Annotated in this window: 19 protein-coding genes; 11 read left to right on the forward strand and 8 right to left on the reverse strand. The window is 56.7% G+C overall.

The features are described 5' to 3' along the window. Positions 1–141 precede the first annotated feature (141 nt). Entirely contained in the window at positions 142–1,329 is a 1,188-nt protein-coding gene (metC, locus tag LA04_RS00800) for a cystathionine beta-lyase (RefSeq protein ID WP_047650133.1), read from the reverse strand. Between the two features lie 251 nt (positions 1,330–1,580). Between metC and exbB the strand changes: the two genes are divergently transcribed. Next, positions 1,581–2,312 (forward strand): tol-pal system-associated acyl-CoA thioesterase, encoded by a 732-nt coding sequence (exbB, locus tag LA04_RS00805; RefSeq protein ID WP_047650134.1) that lies wholly within the window; start codon positions 1,581–1,583, stop codon positions 2,310–2,312. A gap of 4 nt (positions 2,313–2,316) precedes the next feature. Continuing rightward, positions 2,317–2,742 carry a TonB system transport protein ExbD gene (gene exbD / locus LA04_RS00810; RefSeq protein WP_023309173.1) on the forward strand — a complete coding sequence of 142 codons (426 nt, stop codon included), beginning with the start codon at positions 2,317–2,319 and terminating at the stop codon, positions 2,740–2,742. Between the two features lie 42 nt (positions 2,743–2,784). Here the strand turns inward: exbD and LA04_RS00815 are convergent, their stop codons facing one another. After that, on the reverse strand, positions 2,785–3,234 hold the full coding sequence (locus tag LA04_RS00815) for a hypothetical protein (RefSeq protein WP_047650135.1): 450 nt from the start codon (positions 3,232–3,234) through the stop codon (positions 2,785–2,787). Between the two features lies 1 nt (position 3,235). Beyond that, complete coding sequence (locus tag LA04_RS00820) at positions 3,236–3,640, reverse strand: hypothetical protein (RefSeq protein ID WP_047650136.1); 405 nt, start codon at positions 3,638–3,640, stop codon at positions 3,236–3,238. A 103-nt stretch (positions 3,641–3,743) separates the two neighbouring features. Between LA04_RS00820 and LA04_RS00825 the strand changes: the two genes are divergently transcribed. From LA04_RS00825 to LA04_RS00835, 3 genes are all read left to right on the forward strand, one after another. After that, positions 3,744–4,247, forward strand: a complete 504-nt coding sequence (locus LA04_RS00825; protein ID WP_023309170.1) for an ESA_00282 family adhesion-associated protein — start codon at positions 3,744–3,746, stop codon at positions 4,245–4,247. A gap of 81 nt (positions 4,248–4,328) precedes the next feature. Continuing rightward, positions 4,329–4,817, forward strand: a complete 489-nt coding sequence (locus LA04_RS00830; RefSeq protein WP_023309169.1) for a TIGR00645 family protein — start codon at positions 4,329–4,331, stop codon at positions 4,815–4,817. 305 nt (positions 4,818–5,122) lie between these two features. After that, positions 5,123–6,670, forward strand: coding sequence for a methyl-accepting chemotaxis protein (locus tag LA04_RS00835; protein WP_047650137.1), 1,548 nt, complete (start codon positions 5,123–5,125; stop codon positions 6,668–6,670). A gap of 456 nt (positions 6,671–7,126) precedes the next feature. On the opposite strand, the gene LA04_RS00845 is transcribed toward LA04_RS00835, so the two are convergent. After that, positions 7,127–7,459, reverse strand: coding sequence for a hypothetical protein (locus LA04_RS00845; RefSeq protein WP_047650138.1), 333 nt, complete (start codon positions 7,457–7,459; stop codon positions 7,127–7,129). Between the two features lie 152 nt (positions 7,460–7,611). Then, a complete protein-coding gene (gene yghU / locus LA04_RS00850) occupies positions 7,612–8,478 on the reverse strand; it encodes a glutathione-dependent disulfide-bond oxidoreductase (RefSeq protein ID WP_023309162.1) in 867 nt (288 codons plus the stop codon). A gap of 245 nt (positions 8,479–8,723) precedes the next feature. Between yghU and LA04_RS00855 the strand changes: the two genes are divergently transcribed. The 6 genes from LA04_RS00855 (at position 8,724) to gss (ending at position 16,080) form a co-directional block, all read left to right on the forward strand. Beyond that, a complete protein-coding gene (locus LA04_RS00855; protein WP_047650141.1) occupies positions 8,724–10,313 on the forward strand; it encodes an ABC transporter substrate-binding protein in 1,590 nt (529 codons plus the stop codon). A 45-nt stretch (positions 10,314–10,358) separates the two neighbouring features. Next, positions 10,359–11,312 carry an ABC transporter permease gene (locus tag LA04_RS00860; RefSeq protein WP_047650369.1) on the forward strand — a complete coding sequence of 318 codons (954 nt, stop codon included), beginning with the start codon at positions 10,359–10,361 and terminating at the stop codon, positions 11,310–11,312. A 5-nt stretch (positions 11,313–11,317) separates the two neighbouring features. Beyond that, positions 11,318–12,163 carry an ABC transporter permease gene (locus tag LA04_RS00865; protein WP_029740724.1) on the forward strand — a complete coding sequence of 282 codons (846 nt, stop codon included), beginning with the start codon at positions 11,318–11,320 and terminating at the stop codon, positions 12,161–12,163. Further along, complete coding sequence (locus LA04_RS00870; RefSeq protein ID WP_047650143.1) at positions 12,156–13,133, forward strand: ABC transporter ATP-binding protein; 978 nt, start codon at positions 12,156–12,158, stop codon at positions 13,131–13,133. The genes LA04_RS00865 and LA04_RS00870 overlap by 8 nt, the downstream gene beginning before the upstream one ends. Then, complete coding sequence (locus LA04_RS00875; RefSeq protein WP_047650145.1) at positions 13,130–14,107, forward strand: ABC transporter ATP-binding protein; 978 nt, start codon at positions 13,130–13,132, stop codon at positions 14,105–14,107. The genes LA04_RS00870 and LA04_RS00875 overlap by 4 nt, the downstream gene beginning before the upstream one ends. Before the next feature lie 110 nt (positions 14,108–14,217). Next, complete coding sequence (gene gss / locus LA04_RS00880) at positions 14,218–16,080, forward strand: bifunctional glutathionylspermidine amidase/synthase (RefSeq protein WP_047650146.1); 1,863 nt, start codon at positions 14,218–14,220, stop codon at positions 16,078–16,080. Positions 16,081–16,132: 52 nt separating this feature from the next. Here gss and pgaD read toward each other — a convergent pair whose 3' ends face one another. From pgaD to pgaB, 3 genes are read right to left on the reverse strand one after another with little or no spacing between them, the layout of a single operon-like run. Next, complete coding sequence (gene pgaD / locus LA04_RS00885; protein WP_047650148.1) at positions 16,133–16,567, reverse strand: poly-beta-1,6-N-acetyl-D-glucosamine biosynthesis protein PgaD; 435 nt, start codon at positions 16,565–16,567, stop codon at positions 16,133–16,135. Further along, on the reverse strand, positions 16,567–17,895 hold the full coding sequence (gene pgaC, locus LA04_RS00890; RefSeq protein WP_047650150.1) for a poly-beta-1,6-N-acetyl-D-glucosamine synthase: 1,329 nt from the start codon (positions 17,893–17,895) through the stop codon (positions 16,567–16,569). Before pgaC ends, pgaD begins: the two co-directional genes overlap by 1 nt. Further along, complete coding sequence (gene pgaB / locus LA04_RS00895; RefSeq protein WP_047650151.1) at positions 17,888–19,825, reverse strand: poly-beta-1,6-N-acetyl-D-glucosamine N-deacetylase PgaB; 1,938 nt, start codon at positions 19,823–19,825, stop codon at positions 17,888–17,890. The genes pgaC and pgaB overlap by 8 nt, the downstream gene beginning before the upstream one ends. Position 19,826: the final 1 nt, after the last annotated feature.

Raw genomic sequence — 19,826 nt, forward strand, 5'->3', positions numbered from 1 at the left:
ACTTTCCTGTGGAACAGCAGATATAGCGCTATTGTACTCCCTTATTCGCCCGTCGGGTTTGATCCCGGGCGCAACTCATGCAGACTTTTCTCATTGCCGTGTCCACAAAAGCGTCCAGAGAGTACATTTTCAGCCAGCACTCTACACGATACGCTCGAACCCTGCTGCTAAATCGGCAATCAGATCGTCAACATTTTCTAAACCGATATGCAGTCGAATCAGGGTGCCGCTGAAGTCTACTTCACCGCCGGGGCGTAGAGCCGCAACCTGTTCCGGCTGATTAGGCAGGATCAGGGATTCAAAACCGCCCCACGAGTAGGCCATGCTGAAGAGGGTAAAATTATCCAGATAGCTCGCCAGCTCGTCGTTATTCAGCCGTTTTTTCAGCACGAATGAGAACAACCCGCTGCTGCCCGTAAAGTCACGTTGCCAGAATTCGTGGCCTTTACTTCCCGGTAACGCGGGATGATTTACGCGCTCAACCAGCGGATGCTGCGCCAGCCATTCGGCTACCTTCAGGCTGCTTTCATGGTGCTGACGCAGGCGAACGCCCAGCGTGCGTAGTCCGCGGCTGGTCATGTAGGCCGTGTCTGCATCCACCATCTGGCCCATCAGGTAGGCATTTTCACGCAGCTGATCCCAGCAGCGCGCGTTGGAGACCGCCGTGCCAATCATGCCGTCAGAGTGGCCTATCAGGTATTTCGTCGCCGCCTGAATCGAGATATCAATGTCGAATTCCAGGGCTTTAAACAGCACGCCTGCAGCCCAGGTGTTGTCGATCATCACGATCGCCTCTGGCGCTTTGCTGCGTACGGCCTTCACGATGGCCGGCACGTCGTGAACTTCCATGGTGAGCGATCCCGGCGATTCCAGGAACACAATGCGCGTGTTTGGCTGAATAAGTTCGGCAATGCCTTCACCAATCAGCGGGTCGAACCAGCCGGTCGTTACGCCGAGCTTGCTGAGGATTTTGGTGCAGAAGTCCTGGCTGGGTTCATAGGCGGTGTTGGTCATCAGGATATGGTCGCCCTGTTCCACAAACGCCAGAATGGTGTTGGCGACCGCCGCCGCCCCGCACGGGAACAGCGCGCAGCCCGCGCCGCCTTCCAGCTCGCACATCGCCTCCTGCAGCGAAAAATGGGTTAGCGTGCCGCGACGGCCATAAAACAGCCCGCCTTTCGCGCGGTTGCGCGTGGCGATTTTTTTGTCCTCAACGGTATCAAACACCAGCGAGGAGGCTCGTTGAATCACGCTGTTGACCGATCCCTGCGTATATTTTTTGCTGCGTCCTGCCTGTACCAGCGTGGTATCAAGATGCTTCTTTGTCATGTTCGCTAACCCTGTTTTTATACGTCTGGACGTCCAGACTACCACGATTGGAAAAAACTGCACCCCGAGACTTATCGAATAAGCAGAAAATATTAGCAAAAATTCGCATAAGAAATTTTTACTGCGTAAGCGCAAGGAAAGTGAGCGAAAATTACGGCACTATGCAAATACTAATGAGAACTACTATCAATTCGACGACGTTTTGATATTATTACGTTCAGATTTTGTGATTTGCGTCCTGGAGATACAGAGTGGGTAATAATTTGATGCAGACGGATCTCTCCGTTTGGGGCATGTATCATCATGCTGACATCGTGGTTAAGATTGTGATGATCGGCCTGATTCTGGCGTCCGTTGTCACCTGGGCTATCTTCTTCAGCAAAAGCGCCGAGCTGCTTTCGCAGAAGCGTCGCCTTAAGCGGGAACAGCAGCAGTTGGCAGAAGCCCGCTCTCTGGATCAGGCTTCAGATATGACCTCATCCTTCCACGCGAAAAGCCTGACCACCCTTTTAGTGAATGAAGCACAGAACGAGCTGGAACTCTCCGCTGGCAGTGAAGATAACGAAGGCATCAAAGAACGTACCGGTTTCCGCCTGGAGCGTCGCGTGGCGGCCGTTGGCCGACACATGGGACGCGGCAATGGTTATCTGGCGACCATCGGCGCGATCTCACCGTTCATCGGTCTTTTCGGTACGGTCTGGGGCATCATGAACAGCTTTATCGGCATCGCGCAGACCCATACCACCAACCTGGCGGTCGTTGCGCCGGGTATCGCAGAAGCGCTGCTGGCGACGGCCATCGGTCTGGTTGCCGCTATCCCGGCGGTGGTCATCTATAACATTTTCGCGCGTATGATTGGCAGCTACAAAGCCACGCTGGGTGACGTTGCCGCACAGGTTCTGCTGCTGCAAAGTCGCGATCTGGACCTGAATGCCAGCTCGGTTAAGCCGGTGCACGCGGCGTCTAAACTGCGCGCAGGTTAAGAGTATGGCGATGCGTCTAAACGAAAATCTGGACGATAACGGTGAAATGCATGAAATCAACGTGACGCCGTTTATCGACGTCATGCTGGTTCTGCTGATTATCTTCATGGTGGCCGCACCGCTGGCGACGGTGGATGTGAAGGTGAATCTGCCGGCATCTTCCAGCCAGCCCCAGCCGCGCCCGGAGAAGCCTATTTACCTGTCGGTGAAGGCGGATAAATCCATGTTCCTCGGGAACGACCCGGTGACGGCCGACTCTGTCATCCCGGCGCTGGAGCAGCTTACGGGCGGTAAGAAAGACACCACGGTCTTCTTCCGTGCGGATAAAACCGTTGATTATGAAACCATGATGAAGGTAATGGACACGCTGCATCAGGCGGGTTACCTGAAGATTGGACTGGTCGGCGAAGAGAAAGCGGCCTCGAAGTGATAAAGAAGCTGGCGAAAGCCGGCTTTTTTTATGCCTGTCGGTTTATGTGTTTTTGCTATCCGTCGGTGCAGTAGAAGAGGGTGCCAGCGCGTCCTCATCAAGCGCTACGCAGGTGACGTTTGAGGTACGGTACTCACCGTCTGACAGCTTGCGCGTCAGACGCAGGGTGGCGATTTCTCTGGCAAGCAGGTACTGATAATTGGCCTCGAGACGTCCCAGAAGCTTCTCTTTCAGTTCTGGACGCTGTTCAATGATGGCGTTCATCACGGCACCGTAAATTTCTTCTTTGACCTGTAGCGGATAAATTTCACGACGGTTCCGCCATTTCAGACGAACCAGCGTCGCCGGGATCGATACCAGGTCTTGTGTAATTCGCGTCATCTCGTCATTTTTTGTGTTTCTCAGTGCGTCGAGATTTTGCTTTAAGATAAATTCATCACTTTTTTTATCATCTAAAGTCAAATAAACGTCGTTGTTTTTAACTTCTTTCACGTTAATCTTCCCCCAGGCTGTAAAAAATTGGGTTGTTCTTTTCACGCGTAATTAAATTAAGCCAAATTTTATTGCCCGCTTCATTAATTTCTTCGGTTTTCTCGGCCATTATTTGACTGAGTTTTTGGGCATCTATTTCACCCTCAGCCTGCAGGTCATTCAGCAGGTGGACAAAGGCTTCAATTTTTATGGCGCGAAATAAGCGGTCTTTTATATGGCGATCGTGCTCTTCCAGCAACATATTTCGGGATTTGCCAGTTCGGGAAACACCAATTAATATATCGGGCTCGAAATCAGAGAGCTTTCTTTTCCCCTGAGTGAAACTGGCCTCTTTTTCTGCTTCCGTCGGTTGCTGTTCCACAGGCGTAATGTGGTACTTAGCCGGGACGAGATAGTCGGGCAGCATTTTTAATTTCCTTTAATTTCAACAGGGTGGGGTTGGTAAAGGCGTGAGATTCGTTGACAATATCATGAGGCAATTTTAAAATCAAAAAAAATGGAGTCTACCCATGAACAGCATCTTTTTTACGGTCATCACATTACTATTACTGACCGCTGGTGTGCTTTTATTGATGCAGGAGTTCAATAAAACGAAAGTGTCTAAAGACACCAGTGAACCCCCGCAACCTGAACTGATGACAAAAGAGGAAGGGGAAGACCATTTCTCTGTATTGATGAACTCCGTTACGCCTGTCTGGTACTGGCGGGTGAACCACGAATATATCGACTTTTTACACGCGACAATTAAGCGCATGAAAATGTCGGAAATTAATGATACGCCCGGACTGTTTGAGGCGCAGCGTCGCTGTAGCGATCTGAATTCAGCAGTCTATAAATATTATGACAATATCAAAAAGCGCTGCCTTAACGGCGAAAAGGTCTCTTATTCCGATCTGGACGTATTAAATTTGCGGCAGTGTTTTCGCGAGTTCAGTCTTGAAGCCTATCCTGAACTGGTGGCGCTTGTCTGGCCGGAGTACGCACGTCCCGAGGTTAACCCGGACAACGTCTGAATGACGTACCGTTGAGTTATTGCAAACAGCCAGCGCCGTTGAGATATACTGGACGCTGGTTTCTTTTGCAAACAGGACTCTATGGAACGCTTTTTTGAAAATGCCATGTACGCCTCTCGCTGGATACTGGCCCCCGTCTATTTTGGCCTCTCGCTGGCACTTATCGCGCTGACGATTAAGTTCTTTCAGGAAATCTGGCATGTTCTGCCGAACATTTTTTCTATTGCCGAAGCGGATTTGATTCTGGTTCTGCTGTCGCTGGTGGACATGACCCTGGTGGGCGGGCTGCTGGTGATGGTGATGTTCTCCGGCTACGAGAATTTTGTCTCCCAACTCGATATCGACGAGCGTAAAGAGAAGCTCAGCTGGCTGGGAAAAATGGATGCTTCATCGCTGAAGAATAAAGTCGCCGCGTCGATTGTGGCGATCTCCTCTATTCACCTGTTACGCGTGTTTATGGACGCGAAGAACGTGCCGGATAACAAACTGATGTGGTACGTCATCATCCACCTGACGTTTGTGCTGTCTGCGTTTGTGATGGGGTATCTGGATAAGATCAGTAAGAAGTAATTCCCCTTACTTAAGCTCCCTCTCCCTGTGGGAGAGGGCCCGGGTGAGGGCATCAGACCGCACTATTTATCCGACGACTTATCCGACGACGCCTGCCACAGATTCAAAGCGCTTTCCCACTCTGCACTTATCACATCACAAATTGCATCCCTAAGCGCGGGCCTAATGATTAACGACTGCTGTGTGACCAGTGAAGCCACGCTAATTAAAAATGATCACAAAACGTTATAATTTCCCTTTTTCCTGCCGATAACGAGAGTAGTACTCGCCTCTGGGCGAACTCACCCTCACGGCAAGGAAGACTTATGAATATGCTCCGTAATTTCACGATCCGCTTCGTCATGCTGACGATTCTCGGGATCTTTTGTTTAATGTGGGCGGGCGTTGGGCTGTACAGCACCTGGTCCCTTTCTCGCGTTTCAGATGGCAATGAGGTCGATCGCCAGCTGGTTAAACAGATGACGGTACTCAGCCAGGGTAACGATCAATATTTCCGCTTTGTGACCCGTCTGAGCCGCGCGATGGAAGTCAAAGCCGCAGGCGGCACGCCGGATCTCTCCTCCGCCCAACAGGCGCTGGATAACATGGGCAAGAAACTGGCCGAGATGAAAGCGATCTCCCCAGGCCCGATGGATGAGCAGATCTCATCCCGGGTGCTCGGCTCCTGGCAGGCGCTGCTTGAACAGGGCGTAACGCCGCAAATGCAGCAGGCGAAGCAGGGGGATCTGGAGGGGTATCGCCAGCAGGCCAACAACGTCACCCCACCGCTGAGCCGCGCGTTCGGTGCGGCGGCTGAAGAGTTCAACAATGCCGCCGCGAAGTCGCTCGACAGCACCCGCGTGGTGGTGGACGGCCTGACAAGCATGACCCGCACGGTGATTGTTGTCGCCACGATTATCGGCCTGCTGATCCTGCTCTTCACCGACCGTTACCTGGTGGCGATGCTGGTCAAACCGCTGGCTCGCATTCGCCAGCAGTTCCGCCAGATTGCCCAGGGCGATCTCAGCCAGCCCATTGAGCCGTTCGGTCGTAACTGCGTGGGGCAGCTGGTGCCGCTGCTGAGCGCCATGCAGGACAGCCTGCGCGAAGCGGTCAGCACGATTCGCTCCGGCAGTGAAAATATCTGGCGCGGCGCGACGGAAATCTCCAGCGGCAACAACGATCTCTCTTCCCGTACCGAAGAGCAGGCGGCTGCGCTGGAAGAGACGGCAGCCAGCATGGAACAGCTGACCGCCACGGTGAAACTGAACGCGGAAAGCGCGCGTCAGGCCAGCCAGCTGGCCGATGTGGCCTCAACCACCGCCAGCCGCGGCGGCTCGCTGGTGGAAGAGGTGGTGACCACCATGAGCGGTATTTCGGAAAGCTCGAAGAAAATTGCTGAAATCACCAACGTGATCAACAGCATTGCCTTCCAGACCAATATTCTGGCACTCAATGCGGCGGTTGAAGCGGCGCGCGCGGGTGAACAGGGGCGTGGTTTCGCGGTAGTGGCAGGAGAAGTGCGCAACCTGGCAAGCCGCAGCGCCAACGCGGCCAAAGAGATTGAAGGGCTGATTACCGATTCCGTTTCCCGCGTCGAGCAGGGCGCGCAGCTGGTGAGCGACACCGGCACCACCATGGATGCGATTTTACGTGACGTGACGGAAGTGACAACCATCATGAAGCAAATCGCTTCCGCCTCTGAGGAGCAAAGCAAGGGTATTTCGCAGGTCGGGATTGCCATTACCCAGATGGACGGCGTGACCCAGCAAAACGCCTCGCTGGTTGAAGAAGTTTCTGCCGCGGCGGCGGCGCTGGAGCGCCAGACCGAAGAGCTTCAGCGCTCGGTGCAGAAGTTCCGCCTCACGGCATAACGCAACTTTCCAGGGCCGCCCGGTGCGGCCTTGTATTATTAACGCCTTCCCCATTCAGCCCCTTCTGAAACTGCTATTCTTTTGCTAACCCTTTATGAACAGATCGTTATCTGTCATTCCTGTCCTTTCTTTCATTTTTCTGATGCTGTTCTCGGTTTTTGCCAGCTCGACCCGGTAGGCGCAGGAGCGGCGTGTAGCGCGTGATGTCAGGCAGGAAACCCGCGACGCGTCGCGGCAGGTGAAGCAGACCTGCGTGGCGAACAATAACCAGAGCAATCACGACTGCCGTCAGGACAAGCGTCAGATGAAACAGTCCGGAAGACAAAAAGCGCGGGACATTAAGTATTAATGCGGTTAACGAAAACTATCCAGGGATGAGACACGAACAATAAGCGGAGGGCGTCATCGGGAATGTGATTCATGCCGGGCAAACGCAGCGCTGCCCGGCTGTATTTATCAGTGCGTCGCTTCACCAATCAGCGCACCCGTGCCCGCACCAACGGCTGCACCTTTCAGCATGCTCTTGCCGGTAACCGCTGCGGCACCAGCGCCTACGGCAGCCCCTACCGCGCCGCCCTTACGCGCGGCTTTACCTTTGCCGCCGTTTTTGAACATGGCACCGGTGCCTGCGCCCACGACGGCGCCGCCAACGGTCGATTTGAGATCTTTGCCCGTGGCCGCACCAATGGCCGCGCCTGCTACCGCGCCGGCGGCAGTTTTGTCGATTGCCATTCCCGAGGTGGAAAAAATGAGGGCGCTGATAACCAGCGTTGTTTTAATCAGTTTCATAACAGATCCTTTGTGACTGCTGTCGGTTGAGACATCGTATCTCACGCGAGAAAAACGTCCAGATAGTGCCAGCAATACCGGCTCAACCTTTAAGCTAATCATGCCCTGAGCAAGGATCTCAGTTGCCGGGCGGGGACCCGCCCGGCGGAACATTACGCCTGACGCTTATCTTCCGTATTGGTATCGAAGTCGCTCGCCGCGTGGCGCTCGTGGAGCTGCTCGTTCAGCTCGCCGCTGGTGCGGTTAACGATACGGCCGCGCTTGACGGCATGGCGATTCGCCACGTCTTTCGCCCAGCGCTGCACGTTCGTGTACTTCTCTGCGTCGAGGAACTCGGCGGCGTTATAGACGCTGCCCAGCGCCACGCAGCCGAACCACGGCCAGATGGCGATATCCGCGATGGTGTACTCCTCACCCGCCACGTAGCGGCCGCGCGCCAGCTGTTTATCCAGCACGTCGAACAGGCGTTTGGCTTCCATGGTGAAGCGGTCAATCGCGTATTCAATTTTTACCGGCGCGTAGTTGTAGAAGTGGCCAAAGCCGCCGCCGAGGAACGGCGCTGCGCCCTGCAGCCAGAACAGCCAGTTCAGGGTCTCGGTGCGTCCAGCCGGATCTTTCGGCAGGAAGTGACCGAATTTCTCTGCCAGATAGAGCAGGATATTGCCGGATTCAAATACGCGCGTTGGCGGGTTCGTGGAGTGGTCACGCAGCGCCGGTATTTTCGAGTTCGGGTTCACCTCAACAAACCCGCTGGAGAACTGATCGCCCTCGCCGATGCGGATCAACCATGCGTCATACTCCGCACCCGTCACGCCCAGCGCCAGCAGCTCTTCGAGCATGATCGTCACTTTCTGGCCGTTCGGTGTTCCGAGAGAGTAAAGCTGCAGCGGGTGAGAGCCCACGGGCAGATCTTTCTCATGGGTCGCGCCGGAAATCGGGCGGTTGATGTTGGCGAACGCGCCGCCGCCGTTCTTTTTCCATTCCCACACTTTTGGTGGCTGATACGTGTTGTCTGACATGTTGGCCTGCCTTTTGAGTGATGTGTTGAGGCAGTGTAGCAGGAGATTTGTGAACCGTTTAACGTTGCGAGCGCAATCAATTAACCGCTATTCCTTCTGGCGCTTATATATAACAAATCCGGCATAAGCTTAATCGAAAATCGCATTTTCATAATTAATGCGAAAACCGATAAAGCTGAATATGATGCTTCAACATAAATAAAAAATGCAGTAATAAAAACTTTATAAGGCAAGGAGTTAGTGAGATGCGCAAGCTTCTGTTATCGGCAGTGGTCGTTTCGCTCGCGTTAGGCCTGGCGGGCTGTGATGATGCGAAAAATAAAGAGACAAATACGCCCTCAGCGGCAAAAAACGACGCGCCAAAAGAGGGCGGTTCGCTGATTATTGGTATTACCTCCGGCGACCCGTTAGCCGTGAATCCGCTCTATGCCAGTGACCGTACGACGTTAACGATCATGCAGGCGCTCTATGCCCCGCTGTACAGCTTTAATAACGGCAACATTGAGTGGGGCCTGGCGGAAAGCCTGACGCCCTCCGCCGACAACCTGAGCTATACCCTGACGTTAAAACCCAACCTCAAATGGCAGGACGGCCAGCCGCTGACGTCGGACGACGTGGTCTTTACGTTCAATAAGCTGCTGGATGCCAAACAGCACAGCTTCTTCCGCAGCATGTTTACCTGGGGCGGCAAGCCTGTTGAGGTGAGCAAGGTTGATGAGCGCACCGTTAAGTTCACCTTACCGCAGGTCAGCGCGGCCTTTACCGGCACCCTGGTACAGATCTACCCGATCCCGCAGCACGTGTTCGCCGGTGAAGGCGACCTGGAAAAGAGCAGTAAAAACGATGCGCCGGTCGGCTCCGGGCCGTTCAAATTTAAGGAGTATCGCGCCGGGCAGTATTACGCCCTGACCCGTTTTGACGATTACTGGAACGGCAAAGCGAAGCTTGATTCGGTCACCTACCGTTTCGCGAAAGACAGCAACGCCGCCAACCTTGCGCTGCAAAACGGGGAAATCAACCTCAAGATGGTTGACCCGCAGGATGTGAACCGCCTGAAAAATACCGGTAAGTTTGACTTCGTGGTCTATCCGGAAGGCCGTCTGGCCTATATGACGTTCAACCAGAACGTGCCGGTGATGAAGAGCAAAGCGCTGCGTCAGGCCATCGCGTATGCCATCAACAAAGACGAGCTCACTCAGACCGCGTTTACCTCGCTGGACTACGCTAAACCGGCGACCTCGTTCCTGACGCCAGATACGCTTTACAAGACGGATGACGTCGAGCAGTACAAGTTCGATCTGCAAAAAGCCAAAGACCTGCTGAAGACGTCCGGCGCGCCGGACAACCTCAAGCTGCGCCTGGCGTATGTGAACACCAACAAAACCCAGGAGAGCATGGCGCTCTACATTCAGCAGGCGCTGAAGGGCATTGGGGTGAACGTGGAGCTGATGCCGCTGGACTCTAACGCCATGTCTCAGCGCAGCCTCGATATGAACAACACCGCGTGGGAGCTGAACCTGGGCGGCTACATCATGGGCTCCGAGCCAGACGGTTACAAATCGCTGTTCATGAGCAACGAAGCCTATAACTACGCGCACTACAAAAATCCGCAGTTTGATGCCCTGTGGGATAAAGGCGCAGTGGAAACCGACGCCGCAAAACGGGCCGATATCTATAAGCAAATTCAGCAGACCGTGGCGAACGACATGACGTACTACCCGATCGCCTACACCAATGCGACCGTCGCGGTGGACAAGCGTTTTGGCGGCACCGAGGAAGCGGAGCCGAAACCGGTCTATCTGTTCCAGGATCTGTCAAAAATCTATCAGAAATAAGTGATTGCCCCGGCCGTCAGGTCGGGGCTTTTGAAAGGGCACGTCGTGAACACACTCCTCACGCGTCGGCTGCTGCAGCTGCTGCCGATGCTGTTTTTTATTTCACTGGTGGCGTTTCTGCTGGTCAAGCTCGCGCCCGGCGATCCGGTGGCGGCGTACATTACGCCGCGTATGGCCCCGGAGGATATCGAACGTATTCGCCAGAGCCTGGGGCTGGATAAGCCGCTGGTCACGCAGTACGTCCTGTGGCTGAAAAACGTCCTGCAGGGCGATCTCGGCTATTCGCTGATTTACCACCGCCCAGTGCTGGAGATGATCGGCGAACGCATACCGGCCACGCTGGGACTGATGGGCGCGTCGCTGCTGATGGCGATCGTGCTGGCGATCCCGTTGGGCCTGCTGGCCGGGGCATTTAAGCACCGCTGGCTGGATCATCTGCTCAATTTATTCGCCTATATCGGCATTTCTGTTCCGATATTCTGGTTTGGCATCTTGCTCATCACCGTTTTTGCCGTGCAGCTTAACTGGTTCCCCAGCATGGGGATGCGCACCATCGGCATGGAGGATAATGCGCTGGACGTGCTGCGTCATGGCGTGCTGCCGTGTATCGCCCTCACGTTTTACAACCTTTCCAGCTACGTGCGCTACATCCGCTCCAACACCATCTCGCAGCTCTCGGCCGACTACGTGCAGACCCAGTTGGCTTACGGCGCCACGCGCTCCAGTATTCTGTTCCGCCACGTGTTGAAAAACGTGCTGCTGCCGGTGATCACCCTGTTCGGCCTCTCGTTCGGTGAGCTGATCGTGGGGGCCTATGTGACGGAAAGCGTCTTCTCCTGGCCGGGGATGGGGCTGCTCGGGATCCAGTCGATCGCCTCGCTGGATTACCCGCTGATCATGGCGATCATCATGCTCTCGTCGATGATGCTGATCTTCGGAAACCTGATCGCCGACGTGCTTTATCGCTTCGCCGATCCCCGCATTCGTACGCTGAGGTAGCCCGGATGAGCAGACGCTGGCAGCAGGTTCGTCACCAGCTGCGCCGCAACCGTCCGGCGCAGTTCTCCCTGTTTGTGCTTTTTATTTTCGTTGTCGCCGCGCTCTGTGCGGGGTTAAGCCCGTACGATCCGGATCGAATGGCGCTCGGCGCGCGCACGTTGCCGCCGGATGCCGCGCACTGGTTTGGCACCGACGAATACGGCCGCGACTACTTCACCCGCGCGCTGTATGGCGGCCAGATCTCCCTGATGGTCGGCTTTCTCGCCATGCTCTTTTCTACGCTTATCGGCACGGTGGTGGGAACGGTGAGCGGCTATTTTGGCGGCTGGCTGGATAACCTGATGATGCGCGCCGTGGATATCCTGATGGCCATTCCGGCCTTCTTCCTGCTGCTGGTAGTGAATGCTTACCTCAAGCCGGGCGTGGATAACATCATTCTGATTATCAGCCTGCTGACGTGGATGAACATGTCGCGTCTGGTGCGTGCTGAAACCCTGTCGGTGAAAGAGCGCGAGTACGTGCTTTATGCCCGCGCGTCGGGGGAACATCCGCTGCGCATCATCGCGCGCCACATCATTCCCGGCGTGCTGCCGACCATTATCGTGGCGGCCACGCTCAATATCGCCTCGGCCATTCTGATGGAGTCGACGCTCAGCTTCTTAGGGCTGGGCGTGCAGGCGCCCGCGGCGTCGTGGGGAAGCATGCTTAACAACGCGCAGTCTTATATAGGCGAAGCGTCGTGGCTGGCGATGTTCCCCGGCATTCTGATCCTGCTGACGGTGTTCAGCTTTAACGTGCTCGGCGATGTATTCCGTACCGCCTTTGAGCCGGGAGCGAATCGCGATGAGTAACTTATTAGCGCTTGAGGACCTGCAAACCACGTTCCGCACCCGCGAGGGCGAGGTTCACGCGGTGCGCGGCGTGAGCTTTCAGGTGCGGCCGGGAGAACTTGTCGGCATCGTCGGCGAGTCGGGCTGTGGGAAAAGCGTCACCTGCAAGTCGATTATCCAGCTTCTGGGGAGCAACGGACGGATCGCCGGCGGCAGCATCCGCTTCCAGAATGAGGATCTGGCGCAGAAAACGCCCGCGCAGATGCGCGCCATTCGCGGCAACGAGATCGCGATGATTTTTCAGGATCCGATGACCGCCCTGAACCCGGTGCTGACCATCGGCAAGCAGATGGCAGAGATCCTGGTGCGCAACAAAGGGCTGACAAAAAAAGCGGCCAAAGCGGCGGCAATCGCCATGCTGGAACAGGTGGGGATTGCCGAGGCGGAACGCCGATACGACCAGTATCCCCACGAGTTTAGCGGCGGGATGCGACAGCGGGTGATGATCGCCATTGCGCTCTCCTGCAACCCTAAGCTGCTTATTGCCGATGAGCCGACCACCGCGCTGGACGTGACCATTCAGGCGCAGATCCTGCGCCTGCTGAAAAGCCTGCAACAGCAGACCCAAACCGCGATTTTGCTGATCACTCACGATCTCGGCGTGGTGGCGCAGGTCTGCAGCCGCGTGGTGGTGATGTACGGCGGGCTGGTGATGGAGGAGGGGAGCGTGGAGGACATTTTCTATCGCCCTGCGCATCCTTACACCCGGGGTCTGCTGGCCTCGCTGCCGCGTCCGGATGAGGTGAATCAGCGTTTATCGCCCATTGAAGGCTCGCCGCCCGGCCTCCTTAACCCGCCGCCGGGCTGCCCGTTCGCGGAACGCTGCCCGAAGCGCATGCTCCAGTGTGAACAACAGCCCGCCTTTTACGCCGCCGGAGAGGGCCATCGCGCCGCCTGCTGGCTATGGGCCGACAAGGAGATTCAGGCATGAGTGAACAACAGGCGCCCTTAGTGAGCGTGCGCGATCTGCGCAAGCACTATCAGCTTAACGGCGGTTTACTGCGTAAAGGCGTGGCCGTGAAGGCGGTTGACGGCGTGAGCTTTGATATCCAGCCCGGCGAGACGTTTGGCCTGGTGGGGGAGTCCGGCTGCGGAAAATCCACCCTCGGGCGCGCCATACTGCGCCTTTTTGATATCACCTCTGGCGAGATCCACTTCGCCGGACAGGCGATCGCCCACGCCCGCGAAAAAGAACTCAAGCCGCTGCGCAAGCGGATGCAGGCGATTTTTCAGGATCCCTACTCCTCGCTCAACCCTGGAATGACGGTGCGACAGCTGGTGGCCGAGCCGATGCAGATCCACGGCTACAGCCGGGAAGAACAGCGGGAACGTACGGAAACGCTGCTCTACAAGGTGGGGCTGAAGCACGAACACCTCGAACGGTTCCCGCATGAGTTCAGCGGCGGGCAGCGCCAGCGCATCAGTATCGCCCGCGCGTTGTCGGTGCATCCTGAATTCGTGCTGTGCGACGAGCCGCTCTCGGCGCTGGACGTCTCGGTGCAGGCGCAGGTGGTGAATATTTTGCAGGATCTGCAGCAGGAGCTGGGGCTAACCTATCTGTTCATCGCCCACGATCTCTCCATGGTTCGGCATATCTCCAGCCGCATTGGGGTGATGTATCTCGGCAAACTGGTGGAGGTGGCCCCGGCGAATGAACTGTATCAGCATCCGGCGCACCCTTATACCCGTGCGCTGCTGGCGGCGGTTCCCCAGCCCGACCCGCGCATTCGCAATCTCGAAGACGCCACCCTGCGCGGCGACATTCCCGGCCCCACGTCCGTGCTGCCGGGCTGTAAGTTCTGCAGCCGCTGCCCGCACGCCATGCCGGTTTGCCAGACGCAGGAGCCTGCCATGCAGGAGATTGCGCCAGGGCATTTCGCGGCATGCTGGCTGTTTAACATGTAGTTAATGCACCGCGCAGGTGTATGATAAACGCTCCTCTGTCAGGTTAATTACAACGTGCAGACGACGACAACCCTTAAAAAATTGCCGCCTGCCTGTTTTAGGTTGGATACATGCGTAAAGGAAAGTTAAGCAGTGATGCGCCATTCGGGACATTGTTAGGCTATGCGCCCGGTGGCGTGGCGATTTACTCTTCAAATTACGGCAGTCTGGACCCGCGCAGCTACCCGCAGGACGCGTATTTTCGCAGCTACATCGGCAACGAGTACATGGGCCACAAGTGGCAGTGCGTTGAGTTTGCCCGCCGTTTCCTGTTTCTCAACTATGGCTTCGTGTTTACCGACGTCGGCATGGCGTGGGAAATCTTCTCCCTGCGCTTTTTGCGTCAGGTAGTGAACGATAACATTCTGCCCCTTCAGGCTTTTGCCAACGGCTCAAAACGCGCGCCGCGCGCCGGGGCGCTGCTGATCTGGCAAAAGGGCGGCGAGTTTCACGAGACCGGCCACGTGGCGGTGATCACCCAGCTTCTCGACGATAGGGTACGTATTGCGGAGCAGAACGTGATTCACTCCCCGCTGCCGCTCGGGCAGCAGTGGACGCGCGAGCTGCGTCTGAGCGTGGAGAACGGGTGTTATACAATTCATGACACCTTCAACGACACGGAGATTCTCGGCTGGATGATCCAGACCGAAGACACGGAACACAGCATTCCTCAGCCGGAAATCGACGGCGAACTGCTGAAAATCAGCGGCGCGCGGCTGAAAAACAAACGTCAGTTTGACGGAAAATGGCTTAACGAAAATGACGCGCTACAGCAGGCGTATATCCGCGCCAACGGCCATGTGATCAACAAAGATCCCTGCCAGTACTTCACCATTACCGAAAGCGCCGAGCAGGAGCTGATCAAGGCCACCAACGAACTGCATCTGATGTACCTGCACGCGACGGACAAGGTGCTGAAAGACGACAGCCTGCTGGCGCTTTTCGACATCCCGAAAATCCTCTGGCCACGCCTGCGCCTCTCCTGGCAGTGGCGTCGCCACCATATGATCACCGGTCGTATGGATTTCTGCATGGATGAGCGCGGCATTAAGGTCTACGAGTACAACGCGGATTCCGCCTCCTGCCATACCGAGGGCGGGCTGATTCTCGAAGAGTGGGTGAAAAACGGCTATCGCGGCAACGGGCATAACCCGGCGGAAGGGCTGCTGGAAGAGCTGACTGGGGCATGGAAGCACAGCCACGCGCGGCCGTTCGTCCACATCATGCAGGACAACGATGTCGAAGAGGACTATCACGCGCTCTTTATACAGCGTTCGCTGATGCAGGCCGGGTTCGAGACCAAAATCCTGCACGGGCTGGGGGCGCTCAGCTGGGATGCCGCCGGACAGCTGATTGACGACGAAGGTCGCCACGTCAACTGCGTGTGGAAAACCTGGGCGTGGGAAACGGCGATAGAGCAGATCCGCGAGGTGAGCGAAACCGAATACGCCGCCGTGCCGATTCGCACCGGACATCCTAAGGGCGAGGTGCGCCTGATTGACGTCCTGCTGCGCCCGGAGGTGCTGGTCTTTGAACCGCTGTGGACCGTTATTCCCGGCAACAAGGCGATTCTCCCGGTTCTGTGGCAGCTGTTCCCGAATCACCGTTACCTGCTCGACACCGATTTTGAGGTTAACGATCTACTGAAGCAGACCGGCTACGCTGCCAAGCCGATTGCCGGCCGCTGCGGCAGCAATATCGATCTCATCAGCGCCCAGGACGAACTGCTGGATAAATCCAGCGGCAAGTTTGTCGACCGCAAGAATATCTACCAGCAGCTGTGGTGCCTGCCGAAGGTCGACGGCAAGTACATACAGGTCTGCACCTTCACCGTAGGCGGGAACTACGGCGGCACCTGTCTGCGCGGCGATGACTCGCTGGTGGTGAAGAAAGAGAGCGATATCGAGCCGCTGATTGTGGTTAAAGATAAGTAGTTCACACCCGCAATATAAAAGCCCCCGCAGGGTCTCCTGCGGGGGCTTTTCGCTACTGTTCTTCCTCTTCCTGCTGCTCGCTTACCTTCAGATCGATGATGCGGCCAATCTGATCGTGATACACCGTCAGCAGGTTGTACTGGCTCATCTCGGAGATGATCTGCGGCGAGACGTTAAAGCTGCGGGCCAGCTCCTCCTGGTGAAAATAGCCCGGCTGGCGCCGTCTCACGTTGGCGCGGCGGCGGTTGTACTGATACCACAAAATCAGCAGCCAGCCGTTAAGCGCGGCGAACAGCAGGTAGATCAACACCGTATTAAAGGACGCGATAATCACGCCCCAGCGGTGGTCGCTCTCATCGGTTAGCTGCATCCACAGACGGGCATACAGGAAAAACAGAAATCCTCCCCACGCCACCAGCGTCAACGCTGCATCGAAAAGACGCGGCAAGAGCCGATGCTCGGTCAAAATTAAGGTATTTTCGTTCATTAAATGCTCCCTTTTCCTCGATCCGGACTGATCCAGCGAGCGCGGGCGCGCTGGCGTTTAAGCATGACTTTTGGAAATGCGACGAGGGTGGTGAACAGGCCGATCATCCAGTACACCATCGGGAACCAGATCACCCAGAAAAGCGAGCTGGCCACTTTTCGTTCATAGCGCCGCTCGATGTACAAGCTGACCAGGAACTGCAGCAGGCACATCACGCCCAGCAGCAGGCCGGTAAACTCCGGTGGAAAAAGGCTCTCCACGGTTAGCCTGGCGGGAACAGGCGCAACATGGCTGAGGAGGAATAGCAGCACCGTCATCGCGTACGCGAAGGCCCACAGCGTTGACAGCGCGTACTCCAGAAACAGCGGCCACATGCGGTGATGCTCCCAGCGCACAATCCTGCGAAGGTTAACCAGAAACACCTCCGCGCCCCCCTGGGCCCAGCGCAGACGCTGTTTCCACAGGCCCTTCAGCGTCTCCGGCATCAGGATCCAGCACAGCGCCCGCGGCTCAAAAAAGATATCCCAGTGGCGCAACTGAAGCTTCCAGCTGATGTCGATATCTTCGGTGATCATGTCCGGACTCCAGTACCCGCCGTCCGCCAGCGCCTGTCGGCGAAACGCGGCGATGACGCCGGAGACGGTAAAGACCCGGCCATAGATCCGCTGCGTCCGCTTGATGAGCCCAATAATGGATGAGAACTCGCCCACCTGAATGCGGCCAATCAGCGTGGAGCGCGTGCGAATACGCGGGTTCCCGGTAACCGCGCCGACGTGGGGGTACTGAATCAGCGGGGCCACCAGATAAGCGGCGGTATCGCGGTCGAGCAGGGCGTCGCCGTCAATGCAGACCAGCAGATCGCCCCGTGCCGCCGCGGCTCCGGCCTTGAGCGCCAGCGCTTTCCCCTGGTTTTCCGCGAGGTTAATCACCCGCAGGCGCGGCTGTTCCTGCGCCAGCTCCTGCAGCACCTGCGCGGTGTTGTCAGAAGACCCGTCGTTGATGGCGATAACTTCTATATTTTCATACCGCTGATCCAGCGCGGCGCTGATGGTCTCCCGGGCATTTCGTCCCTCGTTGAAACAGGGGATAAGAATGGAGATGAGCGGCTCACCCGCGAGCGTCGGGGCGGGCGTGTCTTTATCCCACGACCAGTGGCGTTCAAGCTGAAACCAGAAATAGAGGCCGCCTGTTATCCAGAGTACCGACATGAACAGCGGCCAGAAGAACACAAAATCCAGAATCAGTTCGCCGGTAAAGAGGGCGGCCACGCCTAACGGCAACCCGAATACCAGACATAAAATAGAGAAGGCGATAATGCGATCAGTCATTGTCAGGGTACCAGTACGAAGAAAATTCAGGCCTGATGCGTGAGATATCAGGTTGATTGTTAAGGAAGTCGTCGGGGTAGTAACCGTAGTTTTTGACGCCGTTCAGCTGGAGCACGCGCATCCACTGCGCAAGCTGGCTGTCGGACACGGCGCGCTGCGGTTTCTGGTCCCAGTCCCTGGCCTGCAGCTCGAAAATGGTTTTATCGAGCGCGCCGGGGCGTGCGGCTACCGCGTTAACCAGACGCGTCAGCCAGGCATCACTTTCATCTGCCGGGACGGACTCCATCAGCGGCATGGCCATCGGCACCGTCCAGTCATACTCCGCCAGAAAATCATCAAGATTCTGCGCAAACCACGCTTCGCTTTCGGGCTGCAGAATGGGTAAGGCGAATATATTGCGCGCGGTTTTTATCTGCGGGCCACGGATATGCTTCACCGCCAGGCTCAGGGCGTGGGTAAGTCCGATAAGCGTCTGGCTTTTCTGACGCGTGGTGTTCTGACCGGCATCGTCCACGTCCGTCAGCGCCGCATCGTCATGGAACAAAATCCCGTTGAAGCTGGCATAGCGGGCCAGATCTTCATAGATGTCCGTCACCTGCTGGCGCACCTGCGGGTCCCACGGGGAAAGCCGGATATAGGGTTCGGTGGCTTCGCGCAGCTCGCCGGTTTGACGATCCCTGCGCTGCACGCGCGGCAGGGAAGGATTGAGATCGAACGAGAGCACCGGCATCCACGCGAAGACTTTTACCCCCGCGCGGGTTTGCAGCTGCCAGGCGACAAAATTAAAGAGATCGGCCCGGACCGGCAGCCGGCGGTTGGGGAAATAGAGCGCCTTGATCCTGCCGTCGCCCTGCGGGTCGGCAAACGCCTGCAGGAAAACATGGCTGATCTTCATGTCGTAGACCCGCTGGATCAGCCTGTTGATGTTTTGGGTCTGCTGGGCCGGATCGGGATCGTAAACGTAGTCGAGATCGACGTGCATGACGCGCACCGGATCGCGCTCCTGAACCTGGCTGACCGTGCTGGCAAACGCCTTGAGCGAGGGATTTCCGGCGATCAGCAGACGGGGGATGTTGCCCAGATCCTGCACGTTCCCCAGCCCGTCCTCAAGGGTGAAGGCCAGCTGATAACCCTGCTGTCTGGCGATAGCGAGCGACGTACCGTTAGCGGCGCCGTAGGGCCAGACCCAGGCGCGCGGCGCTTTGCCCGTCACCTGCGTGATTTTTTCAGTCACTTTGCGAACGTCATCGCCGATCCGCTGGCTGAACTGCCGATCGGTTTCATAGCGACCCGTCGCGCTGTCATAAAAGCGATTGGCGATCGCCGGCTCGCGGCTGCCCTGCGGGTTGGCCGGAATGCCGTAATGCGAGGCCCAGGTATGCGATCCGATCTCAATCAGCGGGGACTGGCTGAGCTCGCGCACCATGTCCCACGTCGCGAAGCGATCCCGGGGCGTCATCAGGCCGCCAAAATTCACCTTTTGATTCGCTGGCGTATCGACCCAACTGCCCACCGGCGCCCACAGCGCAGGAACGTTCCAGGCCTGAAGCAGCGGCCAGACGCGGGTGTAAAAGCTGCTGTAGCCGTCGTCAAAGCTGAGCAGAACGGCTTTTGGCGGCAGCGTTTTTTTCCCGTCATGCGCGTCAAGAATGTCCTGCACGCTGATGGCGTGGTAGCCGTTGTGCAGTAGCCAGCTTATCTGCTCGTTTAACGCGCTGGTGCGGACGGAGAGATAGCGCTGATCGGCGGCATCGTCTTCTACATCGTGGTAGGCCAGAACCAGAAACTGGTTCTTCGGCCAGGGTTTGCTTGCCTCCAGCTGCGGCCGATCTTTGGGCGCAATGAACGAGATCGCCTGCGCGCAGACATTTGCGCTGAGGCAGAGCCAGCCGAGGAGTATCAGGCTCACGGAAAAACGTGTGTTCAGCATA

Origin of the sequence: Enterobacter sp. UCD-UG_FMILLET (genome assembly GCF_000762975.1) — a bacterium.
Taxonomy (GTDB): Bacteria; Pseudomonadota; Gammaproteobacteria; order Enterobacterales; family Enterobacteriaceae; genus Enterobacter; species Enterobacter dykesii.

Excerpts from the sequence above, each read along its gene's own strand:
- gss (WP_047650146.1), top strand. The coding sequence starts at position 14,218 with ATGCGTAAAGGAAAGTTAAGCAGTGATGCGCCATTCGGGACATTGTTA.
- LA04_RS00845 (WP_047650138.1), bottom strand. The coding sequence starts at position 7,459 with ATGAAACTGATTAAAACAACGCTGGTTATCAGCGCCCTCATTTTTTCC.
- LA04_RS00835 (WP_047650137.1), top strand. The coding sequence starts at position 5,123 with ATGAATATGCTCCGTAATTTCACGATCCGCTTCGTCATGCTGACGATT.
- pgaC (WP_047650150.1), bottom strand. The coding sequence starts at position 17,895 with ATGACTGATCGCATTATCGCCTTCTCTATTTTATGTCTGGTATTCGGG.
- pgaB (WP_047650151.1), bottom strand. The coding sequence starts at position 19,825 with ATGCTGAACACACGTTTTTCCGTGAGCCTGATACTCCTCGGCTGGCTC.
- LA04_RS00825 (WP_023309170.1), top strand. The coding sequence starts at position 3,744 with ATGAACAGCATCTTTTTTACGGTCATCACATTACTATTACTGACCGCT.
- pgaD (WP_047650148.1), bottom strand. The coding sequence starts at position 16,567 with ATGAACGAAAATACCTTAATTTTGACCGAGCATCGGCTCTTGCCGCGT.
- LA04_RS00820 (WP_047650136.1), bottom strand. The coding sequence starts at position 3,640 with ATGCTGCCCGACTATCTCGTCCCGGCTAAGTACCACATTACGCCTGTG.
- LA04_RS00830 (WP_023309169.1), top strand. The coding sequence starts at position 4,329 with ATGGAACGCTTTTTTGAAAATGCCATGTACGCCTCTCGCTGGATACTG.
- LA04_RS00875 (WP_047650145.1), top strand. The coding sequence starts at position 13,130 with ATGAGTGAACAACAGGCGCCCTTAGTGAGCGTGCGCGATCTGCGCAAG.
- metC (WP_047650133.1), bottom strand. The coding sequence starts at position 1,329 with ATGACAAAGAAGCATCTTGATACCACGCTGGTACAGGCAGGACGCAGC.
- yghU (WP_023309162.1), bottom strand. The coding sequence starts at position 8,478 with ATGTCAGACAACACGTATCAGCCACCAAAAGTGTGGGAATGGAAAAAG.
- LA04_RS00865 (WP_029740724.1), top strand. The coding sequence starts at position 11,318 with ATGAGCAGACGCTGGCAGCAGGTTCGTCACCAGCTGCGCCGCAACCGT.
- LA04_RS00870 (WP_047650143.1), top strand. The coding sequence starts at position 12,156 with ATGAGTAACTTATTAGCGCTTGAGGACCTGCAAACCACGTTCCGCACC.
- LA04_RS00855 (WP_047650141.1), top strand. The coding sequence starts at position 8,724 with ATGCGCAAGCTTCTGTTATCGGCAGTGGTCGTTTCGCTCGCGTTAGGC.
- exbD (WP_023309173.1), top strand. The coding sequence starts at position 2,317 with ATGGCGATGCGTCTAAACGAAAATCTGGACGATAACGGTGAAATGCAT.